At 37.8% G+C, this 22,886-nt stretch carries 23 protein-coding genes; 13 read left to right on the forward strand and 10 right to left on the reverse strand.

What is annotated here, in order from left to right; all coding sequences use genetic code 11:
• Positions 1-413 precede the first annotated feature (413 nt).
• The 7 genes from H0486_RS04685 (at position 414) to H0486_RS04715 (ending at position 6,416) form a co-directional block, all read left to right on the forward strand.
• Positions 414-848, forward strand: a complete 435-nt coding sequence (locus H0486_RS04685) for a replication initiator protein A (RefSeq protein WP_228354366.1) — start codon at positions 414-416, stop codon at positions 846-848.
• A gap of 2 nt (positions 849-850) precedes the next feature.
• Entirely contained in the window at positions 851-1,657 is an 807-nt protein-coding gene (locus H0486_RS04690; protein ID WP_228351888.1) for an ATP-binding protein, read from the forward strand.
• A 9-nt stretch (positions 1,658-1,666) separates the two neighbouring features.
• Positions 1,667-1,873 carry an excisionase gene (locus tag H0486_RS04695; RefSeq protein WP_228351889.1) on the forward strand — a complete coding sequence of 69 codons (207 nt, stop codon included), beginning with the start codon at positions 1,667-1,669 and terminating at the stop codon, positions 1,871-1,873.
• Positions 1,874-2,021: 148 nt separating this feature from the next.
• Positions 2,022-3,230, forward strand: coding sequence for a site-specific integrase (locus tag H0486_RS04700; protein ID WP_228351890.1), 1,209 nt, complete (start codon positions 2,022-2,024; stop codon positions 3,228-3,230).
• A 303-nt stretch (positions 3,231-3,533) separates the two neighbouring features.
• On the forward strand, positions 3,534-4,007 hold the full coding sequence (locus H0486_RS04705; RefSeq protein ID WP_228351891.1) for a low molecular weight protein-tyrosine-phosphatase: 474 nt from the start codon (positions 3,534-3,536) through the stop codon (positions 4,005-4,007).
• A 1-nt stretch (position 4,008) separates the two neighbouring features.
• Positions 4,009-5,184: an LCP family protein gene (locus tag H0486_RS04710; RefSeq protein ID WP_228351892.1), complete on the forward strand. Its 1,176-nt coding sequence runs from the start codon at positions 4,009-4,011 to the stop codon at positions 5,182-5,184.
• A 77-nt stretch (positions 5,185-5,261) separates the two neighbouring features.
• Positions 5,262-6,416 (forward strand): FtsW/RodA/SpoVE family cell cycle protein, encoded by a 1,155-nt coding sequence (locus H0486_RS04715; protein WP_228351893.1) that lies wholly within the window; start codon positions 5,262-5,264, stop codon positions 6,414-6,416.
• Between the two features lie 112 nt (positions 6,417-6,528).
• Here H0486_RS04715 and H0486_RS04720 read toward each other — a convergent pair whose 3' ends face one another.
• Positions 6,529-7,425 carry a hypothetical protein gene (locus H0486_RS04720; protein ID WP_228351894.1) on the reverse strand — a complete coding sequence of 299 codons (897 nt, stop codon included), beginning with the start codon at positions 7,423-7,425 and terminating at the stop codon, positions 6,529-6,531.
• A 459-nt stretch (positions 7,426-7,884) separates the two neighbouring features.
• Here H0486_RS04720 and H0486_RS04725 point away from each other — a divergent pair, with 459 nt between their 5' ends.
• The 3 genes from H0486_RS04725 (at position 7,885) to aroC (ending at position 12,446) form a co-directional block, all read left to right on the forward strand.
• Positions 7,885-10,176: a ribonucleoside-diphosphate reductase subunit alpha gene (locus tag H0486_RS04725; protein WP_228351895.1), complete on the forward strand. Its 2,292-nt coding sequence runs from the start codon at positions 7,885-7,887 to the stop codon at positions 10,174-10,176.
• Between the two features lie 41 nt (positions 10,177-10,217).
• Positions 10,218-11,246, forward strand: coding sequence for a ribonucleotide-diphosphate reductase subunit beta (locus tag H0486_RS04730; RefSeq protein ID WP_228351896.1), 1,029 nt, complete (start codon positions 10,218-10,220; stop codon positions 11,244-11,246).
• Between the two features lie 96 nt (positions 11,247-11,342).
• Positions 11,343-12,446: a chorismate synthase gene (aroC, locus tag H0486_RS04735; RefSeq protein ID WP_228351897.1), complete on the forward strand. Its 1,104-nt coding sequence runs from the start codon at positions 11,343-11,345 to the stop codon at positions 12,444-12,446.
• 139 nt (positions 12,447-12,585) lie between these two features.
• Here aroC and H0486_RS04740 read toward each other — a convergent pair whose 3' ends face one another.
• The 7 genes from H0486_RS04740 to H0486_RS04770 form a co-directional block, all read right to left on the reverse strand.
• A complete protein-coding gene (locus tag H0486_RS04740; protein ID WP_228351898.1) occupies positions 12,586-13,101 on the reverse strand; it encodes a GNAT family N-acetyltransferase in 516 nt (171 codons plus the stop codon).
• 31 nt (positions 13,102-13,132) lie between these two features.
• Positions 13,133-14,530: a YhfC family glutamic-type intramembrane protease gene (locus H0486_RS04745; protein WP_228351899.1), complete on the reverse strand. Its 1,398-nt coding sequence runs from the start codon at positions 14,528-14,530 to the stop codon at positions 13,133-13,135.
• 2 nt (positions 14,531-14,532) lie between these two features.
• Complete coding sequence (locus H0486_RS04750; protein ID WP_228351900.1) at positions 14,533-15,180, reverse strand: SdpI family protein; 648 nt, start codon at positions 15,178-15,180, stop codon at positions 14,533-14,535.
• Entirely contained in the window at positions 15,164-15,457 is a 294-nt protein-coding gene (locus H0486_RS04755; protein ID WP_228351901.1) for an autorepressor SdpR family transcription factor, read from the reverse strand. Before H0486_RS04755 ends, H0486_RS04750 begins: the two co-directional genes overlap by 17 nt.
• Before the next feature lie 326 nt (positions 15,458-15,783).
• Positions 15,784-16,383, reverse strand: a complete 600-nt coding sequence (locus tag H0486_RS04760) for a DUF1062 domain-containing protein (protein WP_228351902.1) — start codon at positions 16,381-16,383, stop codon at positions 15,784-15,786.
• Between the two features lie 316 nt (positions 16,384-16,699).
• Positions 16,700-17,311, reverse strand: coding sequence for a CPBP family intramembrane glutamic endopeptidase (locus H0486_RS04765; protein WP_228351903.1), 612 nt, complete (start codon positions 17,309-17,311; stop codon positions 16,700-16,702).
• Between the two features lie 13 nt (positions 17,312-17,324).
• On the reverse strand, positions 17,325-17,909 hold the full coding sequence (locus tag H0486_RS04770; RefSeq protein WP_228351904.1) for a helix-turn-helix domain-containing protein: 585 nt from the start codon (positions 17,907-17,909) through the stop codon (positions 17,325-17,327).
• Between the two features lie 195 nt (positions 17,910-18,104).
• On the opposite strand from H0486_RS04770, the gene H0486_RS04775 reads away from it, so the two are divergent.
• The 3 genes from H0486_RS04775 to H0486_RS04785 all read left to right on the forward strand — a co-directional run bounded on the left by H0486_RS04775 (position 18,105) and on the right by H0486_RS04785 (position 20,309).
• Positions 18,105-19,016 (forward strand): AraC family transcriptional regulator, encoded by a 912-nt coding sequence (locus tag H0486_RS04775; protein WP_228351905.1) that lies wholly within the window; start codon positions 18,105-18,107, stop codon positions 19,014-19,016.
• 80 nt (positions 19,017-19,096) lie between these two features.
• Positions 19,097-19,828, forward strand: a complete 732-nt coding sequence (locus tag H0486_RS04780) for a CPBP family intramembrane glutamic endopeptidase (protein WP_228351906.1) — start codon at positions 19,097-19,099, stop codon at positions 19,826-19,828.
• Positions 19,829-19,916: 88 nt separating this feature from the next.
• On the forward strand, positions 19,917-20,309 hold the full coding sequence (locus H0486_RS04785; protein WP_228351907.1) for a cupin domain-containing protein: 393 nt from the start codon (positions 19,917-19,919) through the stop codon (positions 20,307-20,309).
• Here the strand turns inward: H0486_RS04785 and H0486_RS04790 are convergent.
• The gene (locus H0486_RS04790; protein ID WP_228351908.1) at positions 20,306-21,070 is read right to left on the reverse strand and encodes a helix-turn-helix domain-containing protein; all 765 of its coding nucleotides are present in this window, start codon (positions 21,068-21,070) and stop codon (positions 20,306-20,308) included. The genes H0486_RS04785 and H0486_RS04790 overlap by 4 nt on opposite strands.
• A 59-nt stretch (positions 21,071-21,129) precedes the next feature.
• Complete coding sequence (locus tag H0486_RS04795; protein ID WP_228351909.1) at positions 21,130-22,851, reverse strand: methyl-accepting chemotaxis protein; 1,722 nt, start codon at positions 22,849-22,851, stop codon at positions 21,130-21,132.
• Positions 22,852-22,886 lie beyond the last annotated feature (35 nt).

A 22,886-nucleotide genomic window follows, 5' to 3' on the forward strand; every position in this document is an offset into this window, starting at 1 on the left:
TGACAGTATGCAGCGGAATTTATCTGTGCTATAGTATATGCAGATATAAATGTCCACCAAATGTCTACCATTTGTCCATTTTCAGATTTCTGCATCTGTGATAAAGTGTATACAGAGAAAATTTAAAAAGGTGAGCGAGATGATATTTGCAGTTTCTGATAAGGGAGCTGTTTTTTTATTTTGCAAATTTTTGCTGTGTGCAAAGGAACGACTTTGGCCAGAAGCGTCAAAGTATAAAAACTAAAAAAAGAAGAGCATGGATAACACCAGTATTTCAGTGAGAAGTATGTGGTGTTTTTTTATTGCCCATAAGGAGCATGCATGAAGGAATTGAAATAAAATCACAAAGGAGGGAGAGTAGATAAATGAGTAATTACATGTATCAACATACAAGGATACCATCGTTTTTGCCTATGCCACGTTTTCTCATATCAATGCATGTCAGCAATACTGCAAAGTTGCTTTACTCATTGATGCTGGGGAGGGCTCAATTGTCCCAGAGCAATGCATGGGTAGATGGTAACGGTAGAGTTTATTTTGTTTATACCATTCAACAGATGGCAGAGGATATGGAGAAGAGTGCAACGACTATTAAAGACGCTATGAAAGAATTGGTTGCAGCGCATTTATTAGAGAAGGTTCCACAGGGTAGAGGTCGTCCTAATAGGTTATACATATTATTTCCGGAAGAAAAAGTATGCCGGAAATCCGACGTCGGAAACTCGACAGAAGTTGGATGGAAAACCGGCTCCAACCCTGTCGGAAATCTGTCCCCTAATAAATATATAAATAACAAAACAAATAATTCTTTAAGAGATTATGACTACGAAGAGGAGGAGAGTTTTTAATTATGGATAAAGAAAAATTCTTTATTGGAAAAGATGGTTTGGAGTATTGTGAGGTCTGCCGGGAACCGGTGGAGAGATATATTCCGAAGTATGCACAAGATTTGTTTGGTATGAAGACGCATCCAAGGCAATGTGCTTGTGTGAGAATGCGAATGGAAAAGGAAAGGCAAGAACGCAAGGAGCAGGAGCATCGTCAGGAGGTTGAGAAGAATATAAAAATATGCTTTCCTGAGCGAGCTATGCGCGATTGGAACTTTACAAATGATGATGGTTCCAATCCTTACATGAAATATGCAAAGCAGTATGTAGAGCATTGGGACGAGGTAAAGAAGAAAGGCATGGGAATGCTTCTGTGGGGAGATGTAGGAACCGGGAAGAGTTACATGGCAGCCTGTATTGCTAATGCGTTACTGGAGCAGGAGAAGCGAGTGCTTATGACAAACTTTACCACAATCAGCAATGGCGTGTTTGCTGCCATTGATAAGAACGACTACATAGAAGCGGTCTGCGGTTATGACTTGCTGATCTTGGATGATTTGGGTTCGGAACGTAACTCGGGATTCGTGGTTGAGAGTGTCTTCTCTGTGCTGGATAGAAGAGTATGCTCCGGCAAGCCTATGATTATTACTACGAATCTGACTGTAAGGGAAATGAGGGAAACTCAGAATCTTGATTATAAGAGAATCTACGATAGAGTGCTTGGCAGTTGCCAGCCCATCTGTATCAAGGGCGAGAGTCATCGTAGAGAAAAAGAAAACCAAAATAAAAGAGCGTTTGAACAGATTTTTCGGGAAGAAGAATCGGAATAGGAGATGGGGATGAATACTACTTACAATATTCCTGTATGGAAAAAATATACTTTGAGCATTGAAGAAGCTGCAGCATATTTCCGAATTGGAGAACACAAGTTGCGAAATCTTATCAATGAAAATAAGAATGCAGATTACCTTCTTTGGAACGGGAATCGTGTTCAGATTAAGAGAGTGAAATTTGAAAAGTATGTGGATAGTCTGGAAGCTATTTAAGAGAAAAGGTAACAGGGCTTTTGGTATAAATTATTGCCAAAATTGATGGTATAAATTTTGCGGAAAGCCCGAGAAATGTGGAAAAAACGAAAGAGTTATGATATATTAACACTAAGCCATGTCATAGCTCTTTGAAAGGAGAATTATTATGAGTGATGCAAAGAGACGTGACAATAAAGGTAGAGTGCTTCATGTAGGTGAGGCACAGATGGAAGATGGACGATACATGTATCGTTACAAAGACCCATACGGCAAAAGAAAGACTGTGTACAGTTGGCGATTGACCAGTGGTGACCCTACACCATCCGGCAAACGGAAGGAGGTTTCTCTAAGGGAAAAGATTCGTGAGATTGAAAACAATATCAAACGTGGGATGTATACCACAGATATGACGGTATGTGAGCTGGTAGAAAAATATCTTACCACCAAAACCGGAGTGGCGTACAGTACACGTCAGGGATATCAATTTGTACAGAATCTTTTAGCAAAGGAATCATTTGGACAGAGGAAGATAGTTGAGGTCAAAACATCGGATGCAAAAATATTTCTGATTCAGTTGCAGGAGAGCGGCAAAGGCTACAGTACAGTATGCACAGTGCGAGGAGTCTTACGTCCGGCATTTCAGATGGCGGCAGATGATGACATGATTATTAAAAATCCGTTCCAGTTCGAACTTCATACGGTAGTTGTAAATGACAGTGTGAAGCGTGATGCGATTACAAGAGAGCAGGAACGTAAATTTTTGGAGTTCATTGAGAAGGACCCGCATTACAGTCAGTTCTATGATGCAATATTTATTCTGTTTAAGACCGGACTTCGTATCAGTGAGTTCTGTGGATTAACTATCAAGGATGTTGACTTTAGAAAGAATGTCTTAAGAGTGAATCATCAGCTTCAGAGAACCAGTAAAATGGAATATATTTGTGCTCCGCCAAAGACAGAATGCGGAAATCGCAATATTCCGATGAAACCGGAAGTAGTAGAGGCTTTTAAGAGAATTATCAAGAATCGTCCAAAACCTAAAGTAGAACCGATTATAAATGGTTACACAGGGTTCTTATTCTTAGACAAAAACGGTATGCCGAAAGTATCACAGCATTGGCAGAAGTGTTTCCAACTTATTCTGCAGAAGTATAACAACACATACAGAGTGCAATTGCCAAAGATAACGCCTCATGTATGCAGACATACTTGTTGTACAAATTATGCAAAGAGTGGTATGAATCCGAAGATATTGCAGTATATCATGGGACATGCAGATGTGTCTGTAACTCTCGATACATATACTCATATCAAAGAGGAAGATGCCAAAGAAGAGATGGAAAGACTAGGGCTTTTGAATGTAAAAGAGGCTTAAAAATAACATCTGCCGATTTTGGATGGCACAATTATTTGGTATAAATTTTGTAAAGCCATGTGCCATACATTAAGTTGGTATGTTATAAAAGTCTAAGAAATGCTGTATTTATGGGATTTCCAGAAAATTTATACCAAGAAAAAAACGTGGTATAAAAATTTTGAATTTATACCATTTTTATACCACGGACCCGAGAAAACTTGCGTTTTTATGAGAAGAAATGACAAGTTGATAAAAAAGTAAAAATCCAACAAACCCAGTAAAATCAATGGTTTGAGACGATTTGAAAGGAAAAGAAATTTTATGCCAAACAAGATAAAAGTGCTCATGGTTTGCCACGGCAATATTTGTCGATCACCTATGGCAGAATTTGTATTCAAAGATATGGTACAAAAGAAAGGGCTTGACCATATGTTTTACATAGCCTCAGCGGCTACCAGTACAGAAGAAATCGGGAATCCAGTTCATCCTGGAACCAGAAAAATCTTAAATCGTTTAGGAATTTCATCTGAGGGAAAACGAGCAATTCAGATGACAAAAAGAGATTATTCAGAGTATGATTACATTATAGCAATGGATCATTGGAATATATCAAATATTTATCGAATTATAGGAAAAGACGTTGACAACAAAGTAAAAAAACTTTTAGACTATACAGGACAAACTAGGGATATTGCGGATCCCTGGTATACCGGAGACTTCGAGCGGACTTATGAAGATATCAGAGAAGGCTGCGAAGCATTATTACAGTTTATCTGTGAAGAAAAGAGGAGATAGTATGCAGGACAAGAAGGTTGATGAATTACTGAAACAGCAGGTTCTTGAGATTATGAATGAAGAACAGAATACGGCAACAGAGCCTGATCAGCCTGTCAGACAGATACCGAATAAAGAAAATAAGAGTAATAAATCGTATAAAAAGAAGAGAAAGAATAAGCATCGTTTTCTCAAAGGACTTGGTATCACCATAATGCTTTTGCTGGTAGTTGTTTTTCTTGTAATAGGAACAAAGCCGGGCAGAAGCTTTCTGTATCGTGCTGCCAGTAACTTTGTATTTGGTAATGTGCAGAATGAAGAAATCGAAACTACAGCGGAGGATAGGAAGCATGTACCTGGTGCCAGACATGAGAAATATGTAAAGAATTATCTGATATTTGGTATTGAGGAAATAGGAGGAGCAAGGAATACGGACTCCATGATGATTGCATCCATTAATACCAAGGATGATACGATTAAGCTCACCTCCCTATTGCGGGATAGTTATGTTGATATACCTGGCTATAAAGCGAATAAGTTGAATTCTGCCTATTCAAAAGGCGGTGCCGACCTGCTGATAGAAACGGTGGAGAAGAATTATAAAATCAGAATTGATGGCTATGCCTCCGTAGATTTTAAATCCTTTGAAAAAATAGTGGATTTGTTAGGTGGAGTAACCATTGAGTTGGGTGAGAAGGAAGCGAAATATTTAAATAAAACAAACTATATATCGAAAAAATCCAATCGAAATGTAAAACCAGGAATTAATAAATTAAATGGAAACCAGGCTATGGGATACTGCCGTGTACGGAAGGTTGAAACTCTGGGTGGTGCGAACAATGACTATGGAAGGGTAATACGACAGCAAAGAGTACTTAAAGCGATGTTCGAAAGCTATACTTCGATGAAGAACATCGTTCGAATTCTTCCGATTACCAAGGAATGTTTAGGCTACGTTACCACGGATCTAAGTCAGGAGCAGATCGAAAAAGCCATGGAGGCTGTGGTAGAAAACAAGATCACAACCATGGATACATTCCGCATTCCTGTGGATGGTACGTTTGAAGCACCTAAGAAATATAACGGGATAGGATATCCAATCATACTTGACTGGGAGAAAAATAGAATCGAGCTTTATAAATATGTATTCAATGACACAGAAAAGGAAGCGGTTGAAGCTTTGGCTTCACAAAAATAATCATCTTGCGATTTGCCAAATAATAGCATATAATGGGGGTTGAGAACGAAAAGGAACGATTTGGTAGGTAAACAACATTGAAAGAGAAATTATTACATTATATAAAGAAGATAGATTATATTATTTTGATAGCCATGACAATTCTAATTGGTATCGGAGTATACTGTGGGCAACAGGCCTTTATGTTGAGTGAAGAACAGCACTCTATATTTATCAAGCAGATAGCCGGTATTATTATTGGATATGCCTTTATAATTGCAATTTTGCTGTTTGACTATCGATTTATATGTAATCTATCTTTTGTTTTATACCTTGGAATGATTTCTATGTTAGCATTTATTCTTGTCTTCGGGGAGAATTTAAACAATGTAAAAAGGTGGATTGTAATCTTTGGTATCCAATTTCAACCATCGGAGTTAACTAAAATTGTGTTAGTTCTTTTCCTGGCGTTTTTATGTAATTATTTTAAGAATAAATTGAATAAGTTTTATGTGCTGATAATCCTTGGTGTAGTAATTGCAATTCCGATGCTTTTAATAGTGCTTGAGCCTCATTTAAGCTCTGCATTGGCCTTACTGTTTATTTTTGCTATTATGGTATATGCGTCCGGGATGAGCTATAAAGTGATCGGAGCAGCTCTCGCTATCATTCTGCCAGTAATAGCTGGTATTGTGATTGGTGTTGCAGTTTTTCATATTGATATTCCATTAATTAAAGATTATCATGTGAACAGAGTTCTATCATTTTTATCAGATGATGAAAGTGAGAATTTGGATGAAGATTATCAGCAGATTCAATCCATTGAAGCAATCGGGGCAGGCGGTCTTCATGGAAAGATGCTTTCCACAGAAGCGGATGAAAACAGGAGATATAGCAATATTTATGCGAAAGAAAGTGATTTTGTATTTGCCATCGTTGGTGAAGAATTTGGGTTTTTAGGCTGTGTATTCATTATCTCGCTCTATGCAATTATTATAATACGGTGCGTTATGATATCTGCCCATGCTACAGACTATATGGGAAAACAGATAGGAATTGGAATTTCAGCATATATGATTTTTCAGATTTTTGTTAATATTGGGGTGGCAGTCAACCTATTACCAAATACAGGACTCCCATTGCCATTTATAAGTTATGGTCTGACGTCCTTAGTAAGCTCCATGATTGCCGTTGGATTAATACTGAATGTCGGAATGAGACAGAAGACTAAAACTACAAAGCCCATAATGTAAATTATGAACCATTATAGGCCTTTTTCACAAGTAATATTTCTTCTTTTTTCAATAAACTAGTTGTCATAATATCCTCCAATTATATAAATCATGTAACTCCATAATATGTATTTTACGGTGCCTGGTACATGGACTCCTTCGATATTTTTGCATGTGGATAAGCCTTCGTTTCCTCAACTTCAAAATTGTCAGGCAGAAGATAGTAGAACATATCATCTTCTGGAAGATCAAATGTATTATGACTTTCTACTATAAAATAAGCCGTATTTTTTTGGTAATAACTAATCATATATTCTTTTGAGCAAATAAAAGAATCATAAATGCTTTCGAAGATTTTACTCTTATAGCAATAAACAACCGAAAAGTCAGCATTCTTAGTCAGATACTCTCTGATTTCTAAAGCAGATAAGGGAATATTCTCCTTGTTGACAAAATATAAATTATTCGTATTGTCCAGCAATATCCATTTCTTATAGGTGTTATCGTATATTTCAGTAACAACGTGACATTCATTATCTTCTGGCGAATAGGGCATTAGCCAAACCCTTCGGGAGTATATGCCTAACGCGAGGTATATCTCAGATAATATTTTGCTTTTCGCTTTGCAATTGATGCCATTACCTTCCAGGCTATAATCAAGTAAATCCAAAGAATTCTGTGGTACATGTCCATCGTAATTACTTGCATGACGCATCAGTGGCGAAAAGTGCTGCATTAATTTTACGGCCTGATCAAATTCACTTCCGTCCCCGGCAATGGACTTAATATTGTATTTTTCTAATATGGTATCGTATTCACTGCAATCAAAATCGTAAACCAGATTATGAGCTTCACCACTGGTGAAAGTGGAATTATTGATAAGAATACCCCGATATATAATCCCATTATTGTAATAGGAGTATCTTATTCTATTATGTAGACTTAACGTTACAAACGCGAGGCTTGCTCCCAGTAAAAGAATAATTACACCGAATATAATTGATTTCATATGACGTTTTATGAACTTCAATGTGATGTACCTCCGTTTAAATCATTACATTTCTATATTCATAATCTATCCGCATAGGGGTTTCTAATTTATTATCTCTGGAATACTTGTAAAATAGCCCTGGCTCGATTTGCAGGACTATTTTCCATAGCTTCCCCAGTTTCATTGCTTCGTGTTATCCTTAATATATTAAGAAGTACTTTATCAAGCATGCTTTATACATTATACGCTTTTCAATTATTGGAAGTCAATAAAAATGGAATAATATAACATTACTCTATTTCTATAAAATCGAATATAATGTGGTTCTTGTGTATCACACTACATTATGTTGTATTTTTTTATGAGAAAATAAAAAATAGTACTGGAAAAAAAGAACGTAATAGGATAGAATATAGTAATAGTAATAATTATTATAATCGAAAAACTGCAATGCATTTATGAAATGACCATTAAGCTAAGCAGATATGAGGAGGAAGCATGGATATTCAGATTAGAAAACGAAATGGAAATTACGAACCACTCTGTGTTGATAAAACAAAAAAAATGGTTGCATATGCATGTGAGGGATTGGAGGGATGCGATCCTTCTGAGCTAGAGATGGATTCTAACATACAGTTCCGAGACGGTATGAGTACGAAGGAAATCCAAAAAATATTAATCCAGACAGCAATAGAGAAAATGATTCAGACCTCGAAGGATGCTCAGGGGAATATTCATAAGACAACAAATATTAACTGGCAATATGTGGCTGCTAGACTATTTATGTCTGATTTATATAAGGAAGCAGCGATCAATAGAGGATACCGACATTTTGGATATGGTAATTTTTCTGAATTAGTACATAAACTGGTGGAGCTTGGGTATTATGGTAAATATCTGTTGACAGAGTACACTGAGGACGAAATCAATGAATTGGGTGCTTATATTAAACCGGAGCGTGATCTTCTGTTTAATTATGAAGGGCTTAAGCTGTTGGCTGACAGATATCTGATCCGTGGATTTAATAAAGAGGTCTTTGAGCTACCGCAGGAGCGTTTTCTTGTCATAGCCATGCACCTGGCCATTCCTGAGGGAGAGAACAAGCTGATATATGCAAAGAAGTTCTATGATCTACTTAGTGAATTAAAGATGACAACGGCTACGCCGACGTTAGCAGGAGCCGGTACCCCTTATCATCAGTTGAGCAGCTGCTTTATTTCTGTGGTTGGTGATAATCTATGGTCCATATATGATGTGAACCAGAAGTTTGCCAATGTATCAAAGCATGGAGGAGCGCTGGGAATTTATATCGGAAAGATCAGAGCATTGAACAGTGAGATCAGAGGTTATAAGAATGCATCCGGTGGAGTCATTCCCTGGGTCAGACTATATAATGATACAGCTGTAGCTGTTGATCAGCTGGGAAGAAGAAAGGGTGGTGCGTCCATAACACTGGATATCTGGCATCGCGATTTGTATGAATTCCTGGATCTGAAAACGAATAATGGGGATGACCGAAGAAAGGCTCACGATATCTTTCCCGCCGTTAGCATTCCGGATCTTTTTATGGAGCGTCTGGAAAGCAGAGGTAACTGGTCCTTATTTGATCCGTATATGGTGAATAAAGTCATGGGATTTCAGTTGGAGGACTTCTATGATGATGACGACAAGAAGGCATTTACGGAACGTTATCTGGCCTGCGAGGAGAACCAGGAGCTGGAACGTATGACAGTACCTGCCCTGGAGATTATGAAGAGAATCATGAAAAGTGCTGTTGAATCCGGTACTCCATTTATCTTCTTCCGTGATACGGTGAACAGAGCAAATCCGAATAAACATGCTGGAATGATCTATGCCTCCAATCTGTGCCATGAGATTGCACAGAATGTCAGCGAGTCCATCCAGCTGGAGGAAGTTATTGAAGAGGCAGGAGATCATAAAGAGGTGGTGAAACGTACCCAGTCCGGTGATATGGTTACCTGTAATCTTAATTCCATTAATCTTGGACGTGTTAATATGGAGGATTTGAAGGATACGATACCGCTACAAATTCGAATGCTGGATAATGTCATTACCCTGAACCAGTATCCCGTATCTGAGGCAATGATTACCGGTCAGAAGTATCGTGCGATCGGACTTGGTACTAGCGGTTATCATCATTATCTTGTAAATCACAAGATTGCGTGGGAGAGTGAAGCACATTATAAGGAAGCGGACCGTTTATACGAGGAAATAGCCTACCAGGCTATCAAAGCTTCCATGGAATTAGCAAAGGAAAAGGGAGCATATCCTGAATTTGAAGGCTCTGAATGGCAGACTGGTAAATACTTTGAGAGACGTGGTTATAACTCAGAGAGATGGCTGGCATTGAAGGAGGAGGTGAGGAAATATGGGCTTCGAAACGGCTATATCACAGCGATTGCTCCGACTGGCAGTACCTCAAACATTGCTGGAACAACAGCGGGGATTGACCCAATCTTCAAGAAATTCTTTATCGAGGAGAAGAAGGGAAGCTTTACACCGAAGGCAGCACCTGATCTGAATAATGAAAGCTTCTGGCTATATAAGGAGGCCCATCATATTAATCAGCTTTACAGTATTAAGGCCTGTGGCATCCGACAAAAGCATATTGATCAGGCCCAATCCTTTAACCTGTATATAACACCGGAGATGAAGGCAAAGGACATCTTGGATCTATATATTGAGTCCTGGAGGAATGGAATTAAAACGATTTATTATGTGAGAAATCAGTCCTTGGAGATGGACGAGTGTACCAGCTGTTCCAGCTAAGAGGATGACTGGATTGATTAAAGTATAAGGAGAGCGTAATCATGATAAAGAAGAAGATATTTAACGAGTATGGAGTACGTGGGACAGAATCCATGATTGATGGAAATACAACAAACTTGAGGGAATGGAATCGTATTAAATATAGCTGGGCCAATACCTTTTACCGGACCATGCTCAACAATTTCTGGATACCGGAGGAAATCTCATTAAATGAGGATGTGAAGCAATTTCCGCTATTAACAGATGGAGAGAGAAATGCATTTGACAAAATCATATCCTTCCTTAACTTTCTGGACTCCGTGCAAAGCGAAAATCTTCCCAATCTTTCAAGATATGTTACGGCAGCAGAGGTGTCTTCACTTCTGAATATCCAAGCATTTCAGGAGGAAATTCATGCACAAAGCTATTCGTATATATTGGATACGGTTACAAATCCTATCACAAGGGATAAAATATATGACGAATGGCGTGAGGATAAGCATCTGCTAGAGAGGAACCGGTATATTGCGAATATTTATCAGAATTTTAATGAGAATGCATCAGTAGAGAATTTTATACGAACCATCATAGCGAATTATATACTGGAAGGTATCTATTTCTATTCTGGCTTTAGCTTCTTTTATACTCTGGCAAGGCAGGGAAAGATGACAGCTACCAGTACTATTTTCAAGTATATTAACAGGGATGAGATTACCCATCTGGTTCTATTTCAGAATATCATTAAAGAGCTAAGGAATGAAAAGCCGGAAATATTTGCACCGAAGATTATAGAGGAAATTAGAGAAATGATGCGGACTGGAGTGGAACATGAGATTGCATGGGGACAGTATGTAACGAATAATGAAATACTGGGCTTGAATAATACTTTAATTGAGAGGTATATTAAATATCTGGGTAATCAGAGACTAAAGGCAATTGGTATCGAGGAGTTATATCCGGATATTACGGAAAACCCCATGGCATGGATTGAAGGCTTCTCGAATCTGAACAACACTAAAACAGACTTCTTTGAAGCAAAGGTGACGAATTACACTAAAGCGGCTGCCTTTGATTTTGATGATCTGGAATAAACTAGCAGGAAGTTTGACGAAAGTATGGTATTTCATCAGGACTTCTGATACAATACATTAAAATATATAAAATATGATAGGAAATAGGAGGAGTTTATGTCGGGATCAGTATACGGAAATAGCTTTATCGTATCGACTTGGGGTGAATCCCATGGAGAAGGTATCGGAGTAGTCATAGATGGTTGCCCGGCAGGTCTGCCCATCAGCGAAGATGTCATTCAGGTTTATCTGGATCGAAGAAAGCCTGGTCGAACAGAATATGCGACACCGCGTAAAGAGGATGACAGACTTCAGATATTATCCGGTGTCTTCGAAGGACGTACCACTGGAACGCCCATTTCCATGGTGATATATAATGAAAATCACCGGCCCTATGATTACTCCGAGATTTCGAAGTATTATCGCCCGGGTCATGCAGATTACACCTATGACCAAAAATATGGCTTTCGGGATTATCGTGGAGGCGGACGTTCATCAGGTCGTGAAACCGGCGGAAGAGTAGCTGCAGGTGCGGTAGCCGCAACCATTTTAAAGGAACTCGGAATAACGGTATATGCTTATACGAAATCCATTGGACCCATCTCCATTGATTATCAGAAATGTCAAAAGGAGTATACCTATCAAAGCCCTGTTAATATGCCGGATTTGGAGGCCTCTGCAAAGGCGGAAGCTTATATCCTGAAACAGAGAGAGGAGCATAATTCGGTAGGAGGGATCATTGAATGTATTGTGTCAGGAATGCCTGCAGGAATAGGTCAGCCGGTATTTGATAAACTAGATGCGGCACTTACTAAGGCAGTTATGTCCATTGGAGCTGTAAAGGGAGTCGAGATTGGCGACGGCTTTGCAGTAGCCACAAAAACAGGATATGAAAATAATGACTCCTTTTTCTGTGATAGCGAGAATAGAATCACGAAGCTCAGTAATCATGCTGGAGGCATATTGGGTGGTATCAGTGATGGAACCGAAATCATTCTTCGAGCTGCCGTAAAGCCTACTGCTTCCATTGCCAGACCGCAACGTACTGTTAATAAGAATAATGAAAATATCGAGATTGAAATTCAAGGACGTCATGATCCGATTATCGTGCCAAGAGCTGTAGTAGTGGTGGAATCAATGGTAGCCATCACTCTGGTGGATTATCTCTTCCAGGGAATGACTTCAAGAATGGACAGGATAAAGGAATTCTACAAACGGTAGAACTGGATTACTCAACTTAAACTGAGAAGTAGAATGTTATCTTTTGGATGAAAAGAAAAGCGATTTCATAACCATAGGGATTATGGTTGAAATCGCTTTATGATTCTATTTAGAATATTGTATTATGGTTTCAATATACTTAATCAACTGGAGATTTAATGAGGGAATACATTTTCATATCCAGAACTTTCCCGTTTTTCACAGCGTTCTGTCTTAAGATACCTTCGCAAAGAAATCCGGCCTTTTCAAGTACTCGACATGAAGCAATGTTATAGGCAAAGGGTTCTGCGAAAATACGCAGGATATCAGTATTCTGAAAAATGGTTTCGCAAGTGAGCTTCACAGCTGTAGTTCCGATGCCTTTTCCCCAGTACTCCTCCGCGATGTAGTAGCCCATTTCCGCGGTACGTGAGTGGATGTTATCCTTTCGAAATACACCGATACTTCCAATGGCTTTGTCATCAACGGTAATGGCATAGGCATAGGTTTGGTCCTTATCAGCCTGCAACATGAAGCTGATAAATTCTTCAGCATCCTTTGTAGTATATGGAAAGGGTAGACCATCCCGCAGATTATCCAGTATCTTTTTGTTATTTAACGCAGCTGCCAGATCAGGTGCATCCTCCATTCTCCAAGGACGAATATTACAAATCATATGACATAACCTCCTTCTACACGTTACAGTACTATTCGATATCCAGTGAATACAACATTTCTTCCCGTTCCTCATAGGACGATTTGTTCTTTCGACCTTTTGTTATTGACACCAAGGATAAACCCAACTTTTGCATTACCTTATAAGAGCTGATATTTTCACTATCGCAGTGAGCTATAATTTTCTTAAGCTTCAATTCCCTTATTGCAAAATTCATTACCTCTCTGGCTGCTTCTGTGGCATATCCATTGCCCCAATAGCGTTTATTAATGATCCAGCCTAGTTCACCCGTATGCCTCTCCCTGTCAAGATCAATTCCAATTGCACCAATATGTTCATTCTCAAGAAGAATAGCAAATTCATAAAAATCAGGATTCTCTTTCTGCCATTCTGCCTGTGCCTTTTCTAAGAATTCTTCGGTTTCTCTTAGACTCGTATTAGGTAAGTAGATCATTAATTTGGTGTTTTCAATATCACTTGCATATTCGTGAGTCGAATGTAGATAATTCAATCCCAAGGGTACCAATACCAGACGTTCTGTTATTAATTTCACCTTATCACTCCTTAAAATTGATTTATCCATTATATATTTCCTAATTAAGGAAGTCAACCTTTTTATATTGCTTATATCCGAACCCTTTTTATATTGCTTATATCCGAACCATGCGAACGCCAGAGCCATAATCAGAACGAACCCTTCAATTATCCAGACACTTGTAATCATTCCCGTAACATACATTCCCGGTAAGAAATCCAGTGCGGCATGCAGTCCGATTGCAAGGAAGAGATAGCGAAGCTTCTTATCAGCGACACTACGGTATACGATCATGGTTAATCCCATATGAGCCACAAAGGCAAGGATACGTTCCACACCACCGACAAGGAATAAAAGCGGAGCAGTGGTATAAAAAGCAGAGTAGGTATTTGTAACAATCTGTGCTGTTGCAGAATCTAAGCTGGCAGTGAATGCATTCATTCCTGCCACATAGAGGATAATGGCGGAGACCAGATTGCTAATTCCACTTAACCCCCCTAGTAAGAGGGCTTCAATTCCGCCATGTCCTATACCGTACATGACAGCGCTTTCCTTCTCGGGATGCTTTTTCTTGAGGAAATGAAAGCCAACAAATCTTCCGACCTCTTCAAATACACCAGGAAATAAAGCCGCTACCAGTGAAAACACCAGTGGTTTTGATTGAATAAAGCTACCCACCGAATGACCTTCATATAGTACACCGGCCTGAATGAGCTTTTCTACAATGACAAAGCTAACAAAGATTAAAGCACCTACGCCTACTCCGGCCAAAGAAGCACGTGTTTTCTTACGATACCAGATCAGATAAGTTATAGGGGTTCCAATGGATAATATAATTGAAAGTGCAATCATTACAATTACGTTAACGGGTAGTTCTCCTGCAGTATAGTTCATAGTTATTTTTTCCCTTTCTTGAATAGAGTATATGAATAGATACATGGGGTGATGACGGCTATGGCGAGAATGGCAAATGTCCATATTTCGTAACCGGCAAGGCTAATGATTATTATAAGAATGGATAATGCTACCATCAGTATACCGGCCATACGATGTGTTTTCCTCCAGTTCACTTCATCTGCCAGAGTCCAAGGAAGCCGTATTCCTATCGTATAATTTTGCTTACATTTTGGCAGGTAATTACCAATCAGTAAGAAAATGATACCAAGAACTACCGTAATAACTTTACCAACATTGATGCCATCATTTAACACATAGAGAATGATAAGGCATTGCGTCATTATTCCGAGAATGGGTATGATAAAGCGAGAGATATACTGAAGTTGAGGAGTAGCATTCATTTGCTTGGGATCTGAGTTAACCACAGCACAGCATACAATTTGAAGAAGCAGTAGGATTAACGGGATTCCAAATAGTGCGAAGGACTTGCTGGCGTAATTGTCCGGCTGATTATAAATGTTAAAATGTACTGGTATGGAATCGGGTAGCTGATTATAAAAGACTGCCCCGATTAGCAATGGTATCAGACACATTAAGCTGGTAACAACATTTAATCTAAAAAATTTTGAATTAGTGATCTTTGTCATACTTATCTTCCTCCTTATTAACTGAGAATTGGGAAAACCATAGCATTACTTCTTCAAATACGGACGTATTTAAATCATAGAAAATAAAATTCTTCTCCTTTGTCTCGGATATTAATCCTGCCTTTTTTAATTGTGATAGATGATAGGAGATGGTTGCATTCGTCATGTCAAATCTTGAAGCAATTTCGCCAGCCGATTTACTTCCGCTTCGCAGCATAAGTAAAATTTCTCGCCTGGCCGGGTCAGAAAGGGCTTTAAAGGTATCGGTAAATCCCATTTATTCACTTCCTTTGCAATGTATTTCGATATATTTCTAAATAGATTATAACAATATTTGCTTAAAATGTAAAGAGCTATTTAGAGAAAATTCTAAATAGTTATATTATAAAAGGGGATGTTTCATAATACATTCGCGAGGACAATTACTTACCTCACACAGACGGAAGGACATATTACTGATTTTGCATGGCTCATTCGAACATTAATTTTCGCCTGAGCCATGCAAAATACAGCAATATGTCCTTCCGACAGTGCATTATGGTAAGTAATTATCCCCGCTGATACATTATGAGACATCCCCTTAGCTTATAATGATCTCTATCGTTATCCTGTTTGTTGAAAGCTAATTTCACCTCGAAGTATAATATCAATATCCGGACTAGGATGCTTTTTCATAATCTCAACATCTCCGGTTTTCTCTAAACGTTTTACTTGTTGTCTTGACAAATGCAATATATCTGCAAGGATTTTATCCGTTCTGAATTTCAACCCATATGGGTTTGATAGCTGTATCAAATCTCCGGGTTGGAAGGCGATTGTATTCTCAATAGGCTTCTGTGTCTCAGTATCCCAGATCTGATACCTTATATCGTTCCAGTTAATATCTGCTTTATTACTTAGCATAAAGGATTTGTCTGTTCCATATTTCAGAGCAAGCTCTTTATCATTTTCCATAAATCTGGAATAAAGCTCAGGTGATAAATTCTTAGCCTTCATACGTTCAAAAATCGTAAGATTATATGTGTGCTTACATTTATTACATTGATAGATTAACCATACATCAATTAGATTCCCATTGGCATTAATACGAAAATTGTTCGTATTAATATAGTCAGACTTACATCCACATACAGAGCAATTTCGAGTTATCGTATAAGACTCCATCGGGGTAAGCATAAAGTTAAATATTCGTAAATAGCTCATTTTGCATCTCCTTATAAAATCTTTCGGATATGCAAAGGCTATTACATTGTATAGTGACATGCTCCCAACCTCATGTAGGAGTGGGGCTACTTACGAATTCAATATGAAATTGTATGCTGCGTCAATAATTTTGCAATAGCCTTTGCTATGCAAAATAATAGGGTGTAGTCATAATGATAAAGCTCCCTTCGTTTTTGATATTGCTCATTCTAACATCATACCAGGTTAAGCTCTACCTCAAACATCGTTATAATTAAGTTTGAGATTATGACGACTATACATACGAAGGAAGCTCTTGATTGTCAGAAATATTAAGTTAAATTAAGGAAAACATAGAAATCAATGCAGAAAAGACGTTGGACAATCCATGAATAAGCCAACTTGTATATATGGAACCATTGGCCTTCTTTTCATTTATATATCCCATAAACCATGCAATGGAACCGGTTAATAGTATAATTATAACTGCCTTTCCTGTGCCAACCAAGGAAATAAACATTATGCCGTGCATAATACCAAAAATTATGCTCTGGATTATATTAGCGATGAAAAAGCTTAATTTATGTTCCAAGCGTTTTAATAAAAATCCTCGAAATAAGATTTCCTCAGGTAGTGCGGTATTAAAGAATGCATAGATTAATGCGGCCGGTAATCCAATTATACCCATACCTGAGAATTCGGAAGTTGCAGTTTCCGTATCTTTTAGTATAAATAATACAAATAATGAAATTATCATAAACCCAACTGTAACTAAGCAGAAATAGACCCATAATTCCGTTTTCTTATCGGATGTTGCTTTTTTAAGACCTATCCATGAGAAAAAGTTTTCCTTCTTTCTCGCAGTAACCAGCCACCATATAAATGGAATAAGTGTAAACATAATGATTTGAATGATACTGCTCACCAGTTTGTTAATGAATAAATTCATCGAATGCCTCCTATCATCCTTTGTGTGCCCACAATCCATGTTGATTACAGCTAAAATATAGCTTTCCGCCACCCATCCTTGGAATACGTACTTCACCATTTTGTTCGGGATAAAGCTTAATCAATAAAACTCTATCATAATTCACATAGGCAACAAAGTTAATATAATGTGTTTTACTCATTTCATGTGAAAAAGTGATATAGTAATCATCTTCATTGATTTCCACGTTGATATTGTGGATATCATCGCTCGGTTTGGCTATCAATGGGGATAATTTGCGACCGCAGCAAGACAATTCTGCATCACTTGTAGATGTAATAATATTACCACAGGTATTACAAATATAAAAACGAATTTTCTTCATATTTCCTCCATCGGTATTATTCGGGTCCAAATCACCTAACAATATTTTTTCTATATTTACGTTTAATGCTTCAGATAATTCATGCAATAAGGATACGTCCGGACATCCCAAACCACGTTCCCATTTTGATATGGTTTTATCACTAATGTTCAGGACATCAGCTAGCTGTTTCTGCGTCAGGCCTTTTTCTTTCCGCAAACATGAAATAAGATTTCCTACTTTATAGCAATCCATATTGATCACCTCCATTTTTAAGCATAACATAGATAAGAAATAATTCAATCAACGCTCCGTAGAGTCTGAGATTATAGATATTAAAATTCGTATTTTATTAAATTATACCAGATTTGTTAGGCTTGAATATACGGTCTGTTAAATAATGTATTATTATGTTAATATATCAATAAAAGGAACTATCCTGGGGGTATTATGTTGCAAAGAATTGAGCAAATGAATGAGTCCATAGATTATATTGAAGCCCATTTGATGGAAGAAATAAAGGTTGAACAGCTTGCCAAGATTGCTGCTTGTTCCGTATATGATTATCAGCGTATGTTTTCCTTTATTACCGGGTCTAGCTTGTCGGATTATATTAGGCGCAGAAAACTAAGCTTAGCTGCTATGGAGTTACAACATAGCAATGACAAAATTATCGATATCAGCTTAAAATATGGTTATCAATCTCCTGATGCGTTTGCACGTGCATTTCATAAGTTACATGGTATGACTCCTACCGAGGCAAGAAAGCAAAGTGCGATATTATCACTATATCCTAAGATCAAGCTATCCACTCCAAGCATAAGTAATAATGAGATTTCACACAGAATTATATTGAACCAGCGATTCAAATTGTTATTAAAGGGATATGAATTAAATAGAAGCAGTGCCAATATTGAAATCGCAAAAGTAATTGAAGATGCGAGACATAATGGAACTCTTGAGGAACTGCAGAATGATAATCCAAACTGGAAGCTATACGGTGTTATCAGCTATCTTTCAAAGAATCCCCAATGCTTTATGTATTATATTGGCTGTGAGTATTGCGGCAAACCGATCTTACCAGGGTATGAGGTAGTAGAGATATATTCACCTATCTGGGCAGTATTTGAAATGCCCAGTTTACTTTCCTATGCTAAAGAGATAGTAGGAGATAATTCCTTTCGTACATACATAATACCTCCAGAGTTGGAAAAATCCTTAGCCGAATTCTATACGGAATGGCTATCTACTTCAGGTTATGAGGAAGCAGATGCACCTGAGCTTCAGCTTCATCATGTTATGCCGGATGGTAGGGTATCACGTTTTGAATACTTCGTACCGGTAAAAAAGCTACCCTACTGATTATGTGCTCCAAAAGTCGGGAAAAAAGTTGTGAGAATGGTAAACTGAATCATAACATTCTTGACTAAGGAGGTATTCATATGATGATCAGCTATATTGTATACACCATTCTATTTCTTAATTTTCTACTAGAACCCATTTTCAACCACTTTGAGTTGTTAAGAGTAAAAAAGGAACCAAATCGCAGATTGAAGTATTACTATATGTCGGTAATCGGCTTATGTGTTCCTATATTTCTGATACTCCTATTAGTACTTATTCGTGAAATTACCTTATCCGATTTGGGATTAAAACCGATCCACATCGGAAAGGATTTATTCAACATATGGTTTTCTTATGTTATTCTCTTAGTGTCAGCTTTGTATATGATTTGCATTATTTATCATATAATCTGTATGAAAATAAGCGTTCAATATAGGAAGGCCTATTATGCAAAAGTGAGACAATCAAATTCATCTGAAGCAGTTCTGGATATTCTGCTCCCGGTTACATCCAAGGAAAAGAAATTATGGGGCTTTGTCTCTTTAGTTGCCGGAGTGTGTGAGGAAATTCTTTTCAGGGGTTTCTTACTTCATTTTGTTAGTGAGTTATTTCCCAATCTATCAATTATAATTGTCATCATCATAATATCATTTGTCTTTGGATTATGGCATACTTATCAAGGGCTAAAAGGTATGTTTATGACCTTTTTGATTAGTATTTTCTTTAGTCTGTTCTATATCAGTATTGGTTCCATAATTCCTGTTATCATACTGCATGTTATAATGGATTTGAGTGCAAAGGATGCCGGCACTGCTGAGGATTTTCTTTAGTTCGGTGATATAAAAGCAATTTTATACAATAATATTTGCACTAGCTATGCTAAGCTAGCTGTATCAATATCAAAAAGGTGGATGAGAAATGAATCAAAATCGAATATTTGAAAATTTCAGCAACGGGCAAATGCGCCTGCCAGACAAGGAGAAAAGCTTTAAAGAAATCATATGGTCCAAGCACCCGACCTTCGAGGGGGTTGAGCTAAAACACATCCTTACCTCGAAGGATACAGAAGGGCTCTTTAGCTATCATTTAGTACGTATTGCACCGGGTAGAAGTATTAGTAGACATATACATGGGACACAGCTAGAGACTCATGAAGTAATATCCGGCTCCGGCATCTGCATCAATGATGGGAAGAAGCTGGTGTATGAGAGCGGTACCATATCCATCTTTCCTGCCGGAGTACCACACGAAGTGAATGCGGGAGAAGAAGGATTATTTATATTTGCTAAATTCTTCCCGCCTCTATGCTAATCCCTATTCGGTAAAAATATATAAGCCTGCAAATATTCGGAAGGGGTAATGCCAACTACTCTTTTGAATGTTTTAATGAAGTGACTTTGGTCATAAAAGCCGGTAGCCAAGGCCACTTCTATGATAGGATACTTTTGCTTAAGCAAATGCTGTGCCTTACGAATTCGATTTTGTAATTGAAACTGATGGGGAGTAAGACCGACTACTTTTTTAAACTGTCTGGTAAAATGATATTTACTTAGGTAGCTTACTTGTGAAAGTTCGTCTAGCTTTAGTTCTCTTTCTGGGGAGGTCTCCAGTAACTTTTTTGTTGAAGCAAATGTAGCATTCGACTTATACTTCTGATCCGTGATACCTTCGTATAACGTAACAATCGTATCAGATAACATCCTTACTTGTTCCTTATATAGAATACCTTTACTTATGAAATAGTCTGCTAATTCTGTAAAGATAGATAGCTGGCTATTTTTATCAAAATCTGAGAATAGCTCTTTCTTCATGCATACAGTAAGTGTGGTATAGCCTTCTTTACCAGAGATAATAGTATGAGGCTCATAAGGTGGGATAATAATCAAATCATTTATATGATGGATTATTGTTCCATCCTTCTTTTTAAGCTCAATGCAACCGTCAATAACTAAAACTATGGTATATACGGAGATATGATTGTGTTCCGGATATGAAATATGAGAGTTTTTGCAGTAAACCATCTCTATTTCGGATGTCATTGAGTGGTAATATTTGATTTCTCTTTTCTCCATTTTTATCACCTGATTATATACCGATTAGTAAGTTCCTCATTTTAATGCTATTGCGATTTTTACTGTACTTTAAATATCTTAACTTTATCTAATAGAGCATATGACATTTGTTGCAGATCCTGAGAAATGGAGGCAGTCTCTTCTGTGGTAGCATTTAATTCTTCTGAGGAGGCTGATATTTCTTCTGCAGATGCAGAGGTCTCGACGGCTACGGCGGATATGGTTTGGACCCTTCCGATTATGTCATTCTTGCTTTGCAGAATGGTATTGGTGGCTTCATAGGTTTGATTAATCTTTGGAGTAGATTCTTTTAATGAATCCAATATCTGATGGAAGGATTTATTGGTAGTATCCGTAATCTCGATTTGAGTGGATAATCGATTCCTCAGCTCATCGCTGGTTGTTACGACACTTTTAACACCGGATAGTATTACGTCGATCATCTGCTTAATGCTATCTGTTGACTGTTTTGAGCGATCCGCTAACTTTCTTATTTCATCGGCCACAACTGAAAAGCTTCTACCGGCTTCCCCTGCTTTCGCAGCCTCGATAGCCGCATTAAGGGATAGGAGATTGGTCTGCTCGGATATTGCTTCGATGACATTGTTGATATCATTGATTTGCATGATATTCTCATTCAACTCATTAATTTTGTGGAAGACATGATCAAAGGTTTCCTTCGAATCCTGTATGGATTGTATTAATGTAGACATCTGATCATTTCCCGTGGAGGATATACTTTCGGTTAACTCAGAGTTTTCCTTCACAGCCTCCAATGAGATATATATGTTTTGAACCATTTTATCAAAATGCTCAAGTTCCGATAAGATTACACTCATCTCCTGAGCTTGGGTAGTGGTGCCTTGGGTTATTTCGCCGATAGCAGAGGTGGTTTCTTCCGAAGAGGCAGCAATCTGCTGGGATATGGAAGAAACATTAGTAGCCAGATTAGCCACTTCTTCTGATGTAACTGTAATCGCTTTTATCGTCTGATTTAGGTTGTCGCCAAGCTCATTCATACTTCTTGCTAATAATCCTAATTCATCTTTACGTTTACTCTCTATCTTAACAGTTAAGTCGCCTTGTTGCATTTGTTCAACCTTTGATTTTAATTCCTTTAAAGTTTTTGATAGTCTGATTGAGAATGTACCTGCTATCAGAATTCCAAATAGCAATATAAGAATAGTACGAAGATAAAACTGATTTCTCATTACAGTGATCTCTGCGGTAATCTCCGTGGCATCCAGATCAGCAGCCAAAATTCCGACTATATTGCCGGATTTGTCTAGGATGGGAACATAAGCGGAGATCATGTCTCCCCACTCAGAATAGTCAAGCTCAAAGGACTTCTTGCCTTGAAAGCTATCTATCCAAGCGTCACTCATAATAGCTTCATCTTCCATGTCACCCAAATAGGAACGGTCCGGATCATCTTCCTCTGTACCGTCAACGACATAGATATACTCATCGATTGAAGTCTTTCTCATGGTGTACAAATACTGTAATCCCAATGAACGTCTCAAATTACGTAAATCATTATATAATAGGGTATAAGATTCACTATTCATATCCCCTTCTGTATGTAATTCCTGAAAGATATCGACATTAAGATTGCCTGCCATTGATTCTATCATAGTAAGAAGGGTATTTCCTACCGATTTTACTATAGTGGTCTTTGCCCTGTTGTATGAGGAGATGGATAATGTAATTGATGATAGTAATAATAGTCCAATACTAATACCTACAATTTCTAAAACGAGTGATAGCCCTGTCTTTTTCATAATAGTATGCATCCTTTCTCGGTATAAAAATAAGA

Source organism: Variimorphobacter saccharofermentans (genome assembly GCF_014174405.1).
Taxonomy (GTDB): Bacteria; Bacillota; Clostridia; order Lachnospirales; family Lachnospiraceae; genus Mobilitalea; species Mobilitalea saccharofermentans.

What these genes read in the sequence shown, in the direction of transcription:
- H0486_RS04785 (WP_228351907.1), top strand. Translation starts at nt 19,917, where the DNA reads ATGAATCAAAATCGAATATTTGAAAATTTCAGCAACGGGCAAATGCGC.
- H0486_RS04770 (WP_228351904.1), bottom strand. Translation starts at nt 17,909, where the DNA reads ATGGATTGCTATAAAGTAGGAAATCTTATTTCATGTTTGCGGAAAGAA.
- H0486_RS04695 (WP_228351889.1), top strand. Translation starts at nt 1,667, where the DNA reads ATGAATACTACTTACAATATTCCTGTATGGAAAAAATATACTTTGAGC.
- H0486_RS04760 (WP_228351902.1), bottom strand. Translation starts at nt 16,383, where the DNA reads ATGAGCTATTTACGAATATTTAACTTTATGCTTACCCCGATGGAGTCT.
- H0486_RS04705 (WP_228351891.1), top strand. Translation starts at nt 3,534, where the DNA reads ATGCCAAACAAGATAAAAGTGCTCATGGTTTGCCACGGCAATATTTGT.
- aroC (WP_228351897.1), top strand. Translation starts at nt 11,343, where the DNA reads ATGTCGGGATCAGTATACGGAAATAGCTTTATCGTATCGACTTGGGGT.
- H0486_RS04765 (WP_228351903.1), bottom strand. Translation starts at nt 17,311, where the DNA reads ATGAATTTATTCATTAACAAACTGGTGAGCAGTATCATTCAAATCATT.
- H0486_RS04795 (WP_228351909.1), bottom strand. Translation starts at nt 22,851, where the DNA reads ATGAAAAAGACAGGGCTATCACTCGTTTTAGAAATTGTAGGTATTAGT.
- H0486_RS04745 (WP_228351899.1), bottom strand. Translation starts at nt 14,530, where the DNA reads ATGAACTATACTGCAGGAGAACTACCCGTTAACGTAATTGTAATGATT.
- H0486_RS04725 (WP_228351895.1), top strand. Translation starts at nt 7,885, where the DNA reads ATGGATATTCAGATTAGAAAACGAAATGGAAATTACGAACCACTCTGT.
- H0486_RS04750 (WP_228351900.1), bottom strand. Translation starts at nt 15,180, where the DNA reads ATGACAAAGATCACTAATTCAAAATTTTTTAGATTAAATGTTGTTACC.
- H0486_RS04730 (WP_228351896.1), top strand. Translation starts at nt 10,218, where the DNA reads ATGATAAAGAAGAAGATATTTAACGAGTATGGAGTACGTGGGACAGAA.
- H0486_RS04685 (WP_228354366.1), top strand. Translation starts at nt 414, where the DNA reads ATGCCACGTTTTCTCATATCAATGCATGTCAGCAATACTGCAAAGTTG.
- H0486_RS04690 (WP_228351888.1), top strand. Translation starts at nt 851, where the DNA reads ATGGATAAAGAAAAATTCTTTATTGGAAAAGATGGTTTGGAGTATTGT.
- H0486_RS04755 (WP_228351901.1), bottom strand. Translation starts at nt 15,457, where the DNA reads ATGGGATTTACCGATACCTTTAAAGCCCTTTCTGACCCGGCCAGGCGA.
- H0486_RS04775 (WP_228351905.1), top strand. Translation starts at nt 18,105, where the DNA reads ATGTTGCAAAGAATTGAGCAAATGAATGAGTCCATAGATTATATTGAA.
- H0486_RS04700 (WP_228351890.1), top strand. Translation starts at nt 2,022, where the DNA reads ATGAGTGATGCAAAGAGACGTGACAATAAAGGTAGAGTGCTTCATGTA.
- H0486_RS04740 (WP_228351898.1), bottom strand. Translation starts at nt 13,101, where the DNA reads ATGATTTGTAATATTCGTCCTTGGAGAATGGAGGATGCACCTGATCTG.
- H0486_RS04710 (WP_228351892.1), top strand. Translation starts at nt 4,009, where the DNA reads ATGCAGGACAAGAAGGTTGATGAATTACTGAAACAGCAGGTTCTTGAG.
- H0486_RS04790 (WP_228351908.1), bottom strand. Translation starts at nt 21,070, where the DNA reads ATGGAGAAAAGAGAAATCAAATATTACCACTCAATGACATCCGAAATA.
- H0486_RS04780 (WP_228351906.1), top strand. Translation starts at nt 19,097, where the DNA reads ATGATGATCAGCTATATTGTATACACCATTCTATTTCTTAATTTTCTA.